At 44.3% G+C, this 9,098-nt stretch carries 5 protein-coding genes and 2 pseudogenes; all 7 read right to left on the bottom strand.

All coding sequences use genetic code 11. The features are described from left to right. Window positions 1-179 precede the first annotated feature (179 nt). Window positions 180-938: pseudogene (locus AKG09_RS11250) on the bottom strand (type IV secretion protein Rhs); the annotation flags it as partial. Between the two features lie 104 nt (window positions 939-1,042). Further along, window positions 1,043-1,300 (bottom strand): hypothetical protein, encoded by a 258-nt coding sequence (locus AKG09_RS11245; protein ID WP_054619529.1) that lies wholly within the window; start codon window positions 1,298-1,300, stop codon window positions 1,043-1,045. Window positions 1,301-1,311: 11 nt separating this feature from the next. Beyond that, the gene (locus tag AKG09_RS11735; protein ID WP_231623939.1) at window positions 1,312-3,321 is read right to left on the bottom strand and encodes an RHS repeat-associated core domain-containing protein; all 2,010 of its coding nucleotides are present in this window, start codon (window positions 3,319-3,321) and stop codon (window positions 1,312-1,314) included. A 549-nt stretch (window positions 3,322-3,870) separates the two neighbouring features. Next, window positions 3,871-4,176 carry a hypothetical protein gene (locus tag AKG09_RS11230; RefSeq protein ID WP_054619527.1) on the bottom strand — a complete coding sequence of 102 codons (306 nt, stop codon included), beginning with the start codon at window positions 4,174-4,176 and terminating at the stop codon, window positions 3,871-3,873. Between the two features lie 298 nt (window positions 4,177-4,474). Further along, window positions 4,475-6,811, bottom strand: a pseudogene (locus AKG09_RS12260) (RHS repeat-associated core domain-containing protein); the annotation flags it as partial. 29 nt (window positions 6,812-6,840) lie between these two features. Next, entirely contained in the window at window positions 6,841-7,419 is a 579-nt protein-coding gene (locus tag AKG09_RS11210) for a hypothetical protein (protein WP_054619524.1), read from the bottom strand. 13 nt (window positions 7,420-7,432) lie between these two features. Continuing rightward, window positions 7,433-9,098: RHS repeat-associated core domain-containing protein (locus AKG09_RS11205; protein WP_231623938.1), on the bottom strand; the 1,666-nt coding region annotated here is incomplete at its 5' end.

Raw genomic sequence — 9,098 nt, 5'->3', positions numbered from 1 at the left:
GCAAACCGATTTCCGCAACATCAGCCATCGGGAGATACGCAGGGTTCAAGATGAACTGAACCACCGGCCAAGAAAAACACTTGGCTATGAAACGCCAAGTGTTTTATTCTTAAAACCTGTTCCAACTGCTACCTGAGCGTTGCACTTAAAATTCGAATTTAAGAAGCATTATCTGTTGAATGCCTGTCTGAAACTTCGTTAGCGTTTTCTGTTTGCAGACGGCCTTTGCTGACCCTTCTGCCCAACGCGTTGTAGCTATAAACCCACGTTTCTTTGCGCCAATTGCCGCCGACATCTTTGCGTTGGATTTCCACCTTAATGAGTTGGTCGTGCAAATCATAGAAATAGTTTTGCACTTCACCGTTTGGCAGTTCTCTATGAATCAGGTTACCGAGGCCGTCGTAGTAATAGCTGGTGCCGTTGTATTCTTTAAGACGGTTATCTTTTACTGCGTTGTCCCGATGCCTGTCTGAAAGGATATTGTGCGCGGGGTCGAAGGCAAACCGTTCGTTACCCGCTCGGGTGATTCTGCCCAGTTTGTCGTACTCGAAATGCGTCGTGCCCGTCCGCAGGTCGGTGCTGTGGAGCAGGTTGCCGGTTTTGTCGTAGCCGTAGCTGCGTTTGACCGCGGTTTGGGCGGGTGTGCGGGCGGGTATGTAACCCGCCCCTACGGCTGCTTTGCCGCTTTCAGACAGGCTGTCGAGTTGTGCGATTTGGGCTTTCAGACGGCCTACGGGATCCAGTTCGTAGCGGCTGGTCAAGGCTCCCTGTGTCCTTTGGATTTCGCGGTGCAGCTTATCCCGTTCGATGTCCGTAATGACTTCGCCGTCGAGGTTGATTTGGTGCAGGTGGCCGCTGCCGTAATACAGGTAGTTGATTTGTCTGCCGTCGGGCAATACGGTGGTGGTGCGGTTGCCGTTGAAGTCGTAATAGAATTTCGTAGGTCAATGCTAATTAATTGGATAAAAAACGCGTGCGTGCTGTTGGCATACCCCACACACATTAAATAAGTATGTTATACAGGTTACGGCTTGCTTGTTTTTTATCCTTTCCCTCCTTTGAAAAATATAAAAACTAATAGTAAAATTAACCATAGTCCATATTTTAATATATAAAATTTATAATCAATATTTATTAAATTTTCTTTTTTTAAGTTCCATAGAAATTTATTTATTTCTAAGTTCTTTATGAAGAAATCAGAAGGGTGCTCCACAATATTGTTTTCTTTGCATAATAAAAATGCAATATACCAATAAAATAGTATAAAAACTATTAATACAAAAAAAGCATATTTTTCCATAAGTTTTCTCTTTAAAATCTCATACTTGAAATAGCATTAGGATGCATGTTGTTAATATTTACTCCATTTGGTAATGAAATTCCAGGTGGAAGTCTCGTGTCTGTGGCTGATGGGGCGGTCATAATTTTTTTGAAATCAAAAGTTTTTTGATAACCAATATTAGCATTTGCCCCTAGTCCATATCCAAGACCTGCTTTACCTGTAACATAAGGTTTTGCCGATTTTTCTAAATTGCTTCCTGCACAGATGCCAATAGAAGCCTTAAATTTTGCTGTGCCACATATTTCTACGAATCCTCCGTCTTTTTTACCATTTCCGATAATATTATGGGATTTTCCAACAGAAGCTCCTATTCCTGCTCCTGAGGTTAGAGCAATGCTGCAACTTAATTTACCACTTCCTGCATACTCACATTCTCCCGATAAACCTACTCCAAATGTTGCAGAGCCTTCTACATGAGTGCCAGTTAAGGATGAGTCTATAAATTTTGACACCCCGCTCAATCCTAATGGGTCTATGAAACTTGAAGAATTTTTAACAAAAATGTATAAATTGCTCCCCCCCATCAACCCAATCGGATCCTGATTAACAAACCTCCCCGCATCAGGTTCATAGTACCTGAAGAAGTTGTAATGCAGCCCCGTCTCTTGGTCGAAATACTGGTTTTGCAATCTGAACGGTTGATGTGCTGTTTTCGTTACGTTGGTTTCGCTCTTCAGCTTACCCCAACCGTAATAATCTCCAAACCACAGCAGATTGCCGTCTTTATCCGTCATTTCGCGCGGAATGCCGATTTGGTCGCAGTGGAAATAATGGATGCTTTGTTCGGTTTCTTCTTCGTTTGTCCAATCACGGATTTGCGCCAGCGGTTCGTAAGAATCTTGGTCGGTGTAGATGTAAGTGTAGAGGCCGTCTGAATTTTGTTCCTGCAACAAGTGGCTGCCATCCCACAGGAAGGCAATTTCGCTGTCTAAAATATCTTTGCCTCCCTGCATTTTCAGACAGGCATTGTTTTCCACGCCGTCTGAAAGGGGTTCAGCATCTCCGTTTTCTTTCAGACGGCCTTTGCCGATTCTTCTGCCTAAAGCATCGTAGTGGTAAATCCACGTTTCTTTGTTGCCGTCTTTCTTAAAGATTTCCACCTTAACCAATTGGTCGTGCAAATCGTAGAAATAGTTCTGCACTTCGCCGTTTGGCAGTTCGCGGTGAATCAGGTTGCCGAGGCCGTCGTAGTAATAGCTGGTGCCGTTGTATTCTTTAAGACGGTTGTCTTTTACTGCGTTGTCCCGATGCCTGTCTGAAAGGATATTGTGCGCGGGGTCGAAGGCGAACAGTTCGTTGCCCGCTTGGGTGATTCTGCCCAGTTTGTCGTACTCGAAATGCGTCGTGCCCGTCCGCAGGTCGGTGCTGTGGAGCAGGTTGCCGGTTTTGTCGTAGCCGTAGCTGCATTTGACCGCGGTTTGGCTGTAACCTGCCGCTACTTTGCTTTTGCCTTTGCCGTTTTCAGACAGGCTGTTGAGTTGTGCGATTTGGGCTTTCAGACGGCCTAGCGGATCCAATTCGTAGCGGCTGCTCAAAGCTCCCTGTGTCCTTTGGATTTCGCGGTGCAGTTTGTCGCGTTCGATGTCTGTGATGACTTCGCCGTCGAGGTTGATTTGGTGCAGGTGGCCGCTGCCGTAATACAGATAGTTGATTTGTCTGCCGTCGGGCAATACGGTGGTGGTGCGGTTGCCGTTGAAGTCGTAATGGTAACGGATGCTTTTCGTAACCGGCTGGAACAGCATATCGTACTGCGGGTCGCGCCAGTCGGTGGCTATCAGGCCGTTTCGGGCATTCTCTTCTTGGGCCGGTACCTTCCAGTGGTGCTGGCCGATGAGTTGACCGTTCGGGTTGTAGTCGAAACAGGTAATGCTGTGTGCATTGGCGGCGCGGACGAGGTTGCCGTTGGGGTCGTAATGATAGGCGGTTTCCTGAACCTTGCCTGTGCTGTCGTGGGCAAGGGTTTGGGTCAGGCGGCCCAAGATGTCGCGTTGGAACTCGGTGATTCTGAGCGGGGTTTTGTCTGAGGCTGTCTAGAAGCTAGGCAGTATCGGTTTTGGTCGGCGGGTTTGCAGCTGAGTTTAGTTATCAGTTTGGCAGTAACGGAGGCATCGCTACCGCATTCGCTCGGCTGCACCAGTTCGTTCTAGGTAGAATAAAAAAATCTATACAAAAAAATCGTAAGAATAAATATCCATACTCCATATTTGACAATGTAAAATTTTAAGTCCTTATTTAAAAACTGGATTTGCTCATCTTTATTGAAAATAATACCCCATATTAATTTATCAGATTCTAAACGCTTGGTAATCAAAAATTCACCAAACGAATTGACTATATTCAATTTTCTGCAAATTCTATAAGCGCAATACCAATAAAAAAATATCCATGGAAGAAAAATAATAATATCTAGAAATTCAATTAAATTTTCCATTTGTTTCCTTTCTAAAATTTTATTTTTGGTGCTGATGGGCAATCTTTTCATTTTAGATAAGGTATTGATTTATATGTTAGTGTTTAAAATTAATTTCCTATGGTTCTAATATAACTATACCTTCCATACCTACAGATGAATTTATATATAAAATTTGAAAAGATTCATTAGTATTTGTGAAAGGAAATAAACTTGGAAAATTCTCGATAATATTATTGGGAATGTTTTTGTTATCAAAACTATATATATCAAAAATTACATTTTGATCCGAGAAATTGTTTATGTGAAAGAAAATAACATTTTTATATGTGATTAATTGATTATCGCTTGTATGTAAAGTTAATGTTTTGTTTTTCTTATGATGGAATATCCCAATAATTTCTTTATCATGTAGAATCGTCATTGTTGGCTTATCCTTTAAGGTATTTAAAAAAATATAATAATTTTCGTATAATTACTATATTTAGTAAAAAACAAATCGTACTGTATGTAAAGTGGATCAACCTTCTATATGGTATATTATCAGCAATAGGACTGAAATTTAAGCCTAGATTAGAAATAATATTTTCTTCAAAAATAGACCAAGGAAGTGTTAGGATAATATTAATTATTTCGGCGATCCAAGGATTTATAAGAAATAGTATCAAGATCGTTACTAAATACAGAAATGATATAATTATATACCTATTTAATTTCATATATTACCTATAAATTGTTGACATTTGATTAAGAACTTCATTTATAGATGGTGGATTAATTATATTCATCGGACACGAGTTAGTATCTTTTTCTGCTCCGTAATTCTGAGAAATTACCTTTTCAAGTCCCCATCGCTTAGTCGAGGTAGAATGGGGATCATTCTTAATACTTCTAGATTCGCTTACAAGGTTATTGTCGCATCTGACCATACAATCATATTTGTCCAGTCCTGAACATGAGAATTGCTCTCGGCATTCGGCATAGCAAATATCATGACGCTTACAAGCAGCATCTAATAGTCCGATTGGATCAGCATAATATCCATTCTTATCTCTAAAACTGCTATATTGTTCTTCTCTTCCTCCTGTCCAGTCTGGGCCACACCAATTACCGTGGTATTTAAACCAGCCTAATGTATCAACCCATTTTGTAAAGTTGGGGGCAAAAACATAGAGATTAGAGCTCCCTGCCAACCCAATCGGATCCTGATTAACGAACCTACCTACATCAGGCTCATAGTACCTAAAGAAGTTGTAATGCAGCCCGGTCTCTTGATCGCAATACTGGTTCTGCAATCTGAACGGCTGATGGGTATCGGTGATGTTGGTTTCGGATTTGAGTTTACCCCAACCTGCATAATCCCCGAACCACAACAAATTACCGTTCTTATCGGTCATCTCACGCGGTATGCCGATTTGGTCGCAATGGAAATAGCTGGTCTGTTGTTTAGCCTCGCCTTCTGCATCCGTCCAACCACGGATTTGCGCCAGCGGTTCATAGCTGTCTGCATCGGTGTAGATGTAGGTGTAGAGGCCGTCTGAATTTTGTTCCTGAAGCAGGCGGCTGTCGTCCCACAAGAAGGCAATTTCGCTGTCTAGAATATCTTTACCGGCCTGCGTTTTCAGACAGGCATTGTCTCTTAGGCCGTCTGAAACGTTTTCAATGGTCTCCATACCGCCGTTTTTCAGACGGCCTTTGCTGACTCTTCTGTCCAAAGCATCGTATTCAAATGCCCAAACTTCTTTGTTCCACTCTCCCGTTTCGGCGTTCTTCTTAAACGTTTCCACTTTAACCAAACGGTCGAACAAGTCGTAATGCAGGTTTTGGGTTGTGCCGTCCGAATGTTCTTTGTGGATGGTGTTGCCGAAGTCGTCGTAGAAGAATTTTATGCCGTTGTAAGCCGCAATGCGGTTGTCTTTTACCTGCTCTCCGTATTCGTTAATCAGGTTGTAGGCGGGGTCGAAGGCAAAGGTTTGGTTTTGTACTTTCAGGGGCTGGCCGAGCTTATCGTACTCGAAGTGCGTCGTTCCCGTCCGCTGGTCGGTGCTGTGGAGCAGGTTGCCGGTTTTGTCGTAGCCGTAACTGCGTTTGACGGCGGTTTGGGCGGGTATGTAACCCGCCCCTACGGCTGCTTTGCCGTTTTCAGACAAGCCGTTGAGTTGTGCGATTTGGGCTTTCAGACGGCCTACCGGATCCAGTTCGTAGCGGCTGGTCAGCTTTCCCTGTGTCCTTTGGATTTCGCGGTGCAGTTTGTCGCGTTCGATGTCCGTAATGACTTCGCCGTCGAGGTTGATTTGGTGCAGGTGGCCGCTGCCGTAATACAGATAGTTGATTTGTCTGCCGTCGGGCAATACGGTGGCGGTGCGGTTGCCGTTGAAGTCGTAATGGTAGCGGATGCTCTCGGTAACCGGCTGGAACAGCATGTCGTACTGCGGGTCGCGCCAGTCGGTGGCTATCAGGCCGTTTTGCTCGTTCTCTTCCCGGGTCGGTACCTTCCAGTGGTGCTGGCCGATGAGTTGGCCGTTAGGGTTGTAGTCGAAGCAGGTGATGCTGTGTGCATTGGCGGCGCGGACGAGGTTGCCGTTGGGGTCGTAATGATAGGCGGTTTCCTGAACCTTACCTGTGCTGTCGTGGGCAAAGGTTTGTGTCAGGCGGCCCAAAATGTCGCGTTTGAACTCGGTGATTCTGAGCGGGGTTTTGTCTTTGAAGCCGTCTGAAAGCGGTGTCCTGTCCGTGCTTTTAACAGGTTGCCCGCCGTATTGCGCCATCAGTTTGGCGGCAATACTGGCATCGTCGCCGTATTCGCTCTGCTGCACCAGTTCGTTGCCGGCGTTGTAGTGGTAAGCAGTTAACTTGTGGTCGAAGCCGCTCTCGGCCACCAAACGGTCGAGCACGTCGTAGGCGAAGCGGTAGCGGGTGCCGTTTTCGTTGGTGAGGCCGATGAGCCTTCTTGCTTGGTCGTAGTGGTAGCCGAAGGTGTGGCCGAGCGCATTGGTTCTTTGCGTAGGCAGACCGTCTTGGCCGTATTCGTACGCGGTGGTGTGGCCTTCGCCGTCGGTAATGTAGGCTTGTTATTAGTAAAGTCTTTTTAGCTAGATATTTTTTTAATTGTATTAGAAAGTTCTGTTGGTAGAGGAATATTGTATTGATTTGATTTTGATATCTTTAATAAAAATTTATATAGAATGAGCTCAAAATTAATAAATTTTTTCAAATTTATTAAGCAACAGATTTTTAACTCTTGAATTTTTAGATCTCTCCAATTTTGGCGGCTAGGTAATTTTGCAAAATAGTTTTCTGGAATCTGTTCTATTAAATGAAGAGCATTAGTAAATTCTTCTAGATCATAGTACACATGTGCCAAATAAGCCTTAGCAAAAGTAGTATTTTCAGAATCTAGCATAATAGCATTCTTAAAAGGGCGTTTTGCTTGTTCTAAAAGTAATATTTTATTTTTATTATCCATGAAAGTAGATTTTAAATACAAGGTATAACCTAAAAGATAAGGAGTGTTATCTATACTTAACAGATTATTTAACAGGTGATCTATCAGTAAAATTTTTACTTGGTCGTCATCTATTAATTCAATAACGTCAACTATTAAATAAGGATCATTACTTGAGATTGAATCCATAGGGCTGTCAATATAGTCTAAAGCATTCATCATATTAAATTCCTTGTTATTTATGATTATGTCCTTTACCTTGTTGTTGTAAGCGTTTTGCTACATCTTTCATAATACTTTTTAATTGCGTATCAGTGATGGAATTTGCTTCGCGCTGTAACTCTGCAGATGCTCTTGAGTATGGAGTTCCATGTTGCCCTGATGCGGCGCCTTTGCCAACCCCTTGTTTTTTAAATTGTTTAACTAATTCATTTCCTCTTTTAGTAGCGCATTTTCGCATCAAATCTGCAGCTTCTCTTCCTGAAAGATTTGCTGCATGACGTATCAATGTTAAAGTTTCATCCCACTGCCCTCTAGCTGCGGTAGCTAAAATTCGAGCATTTATTGAATTAAGCCCCAAGGGGTCAACCCAAGTTTTTGCACTAACCGCGAATTGATAAAAATTATTGCCACCCCACAACCCAATCGGATCCTGATTAACAAACCTACCGCAGTCCGATTCGTAATAGCGGAAGAAGTTGTAATGTAAGCCCGTCTCTTGGTCGAAATACTGGTTTTGCAATCTGAACGGCTGATGGGCGTTTGTAATGTTTGTTTCAGATTTGAGTTTCCCCCAACCTGCATAATCCCCGAACCACAGCAGATTGCCGTCTTTATCCGTCATCTCGCGGGGAGTGCCGATTTGGTCGCAGTGGAAATAATGGATACTTTGTTTGGTTTTTTCTTCATTAACCCAATCACGGATTTGCGCCAGCGGTTCGTAGCTGTCTGCATCGGTGTAGATATAGGTGTAGAAGCCGTCTGAATTTTGTTCTTGTAACAGATGGCTGCCGTCCCACAGAAATATGATTTCACTATCCAGAATGATTTCACTATCCAGAATATCGTTAGCGTTCTCCGTTTTCAGATGGCCTTTACTTATCCGTCTGCCCAACGCGTCATAGCTATAAGCCCAAGTTTCTTTGCGCCAATTGCCGTCGGCATCTCTGAGTTGGATTTCCACTCTAACCAATTGGTCGTGCAAATCATAGAAATAGTTCTGCACTTCGCCGTTTGGCAGTTCTCTATGAATCAGGTTGCCGAGGCCGTCGTAGTAATAGCTGGTGCCGTTGTATTCTTTAAGACGGTTATCTTTTACTGCGTTGTCCCGATGCCTGTCTGAAAGGATATTGTGCGCGGGGTCGAAGGCGAACCGCTCGTTACCCGCTCGGGTGATTCTGCCCAGTTTGTCGTACTCGAAATGCGTGGTGCCCGTCCGCTGGTCGGTGCTGTGGAGTAGGTTACCGGTTTTGTCGTAGCCGTAGCTGCGTTTGACCGCGGTTTGGCCGTGCATGCGGGCGGGTATGTAACCCGCTCCTACGGCTGCTTTGCCGTTTTCAGACAGGCCGTTGAGTTGGGCGATTTGGGCTTTCAGACGGCCCAGCGGATCCAGTTCGTAGCGGCTGGTCAAGGCTCCCTGTGTCCTTTGGATTTCGCGGTGCAGCTTATCGCGTTCGATGTCCGTGATGACTTCGCCGTCGAGGTTGATTTGGTGCAGGTGGCCGCTGCCGTAATACAGGTAGTTGATTTGTCTGCCGTCGGGCAATACGGTGGTGGTGCGGTTGCCGTTGAAGTCGTAATGGTAACGGATGCTGTTGGTAACCGGCTGGAACAGCATATCGTACTGCGGGTCGCGCCAGTCGGTGGCTATCAGGCCGTTTCGGGCATTCTCTTCTTGGGTC

Origin of the sequence: Neisseria sp. 83E34 (assembly GCF_001308015.1) — a bacterium.
Lineage (GTDB): Bacteria > Pseudomonadota > Gammaproteobacteria > Burkholderiales > Neisseriaceae > Neisseria.
The sequence above is the reverse complement of the archived record's forward strand: the minus strand, read 5'-3'. Positions and strand labels throughout refer to the sequence as shown.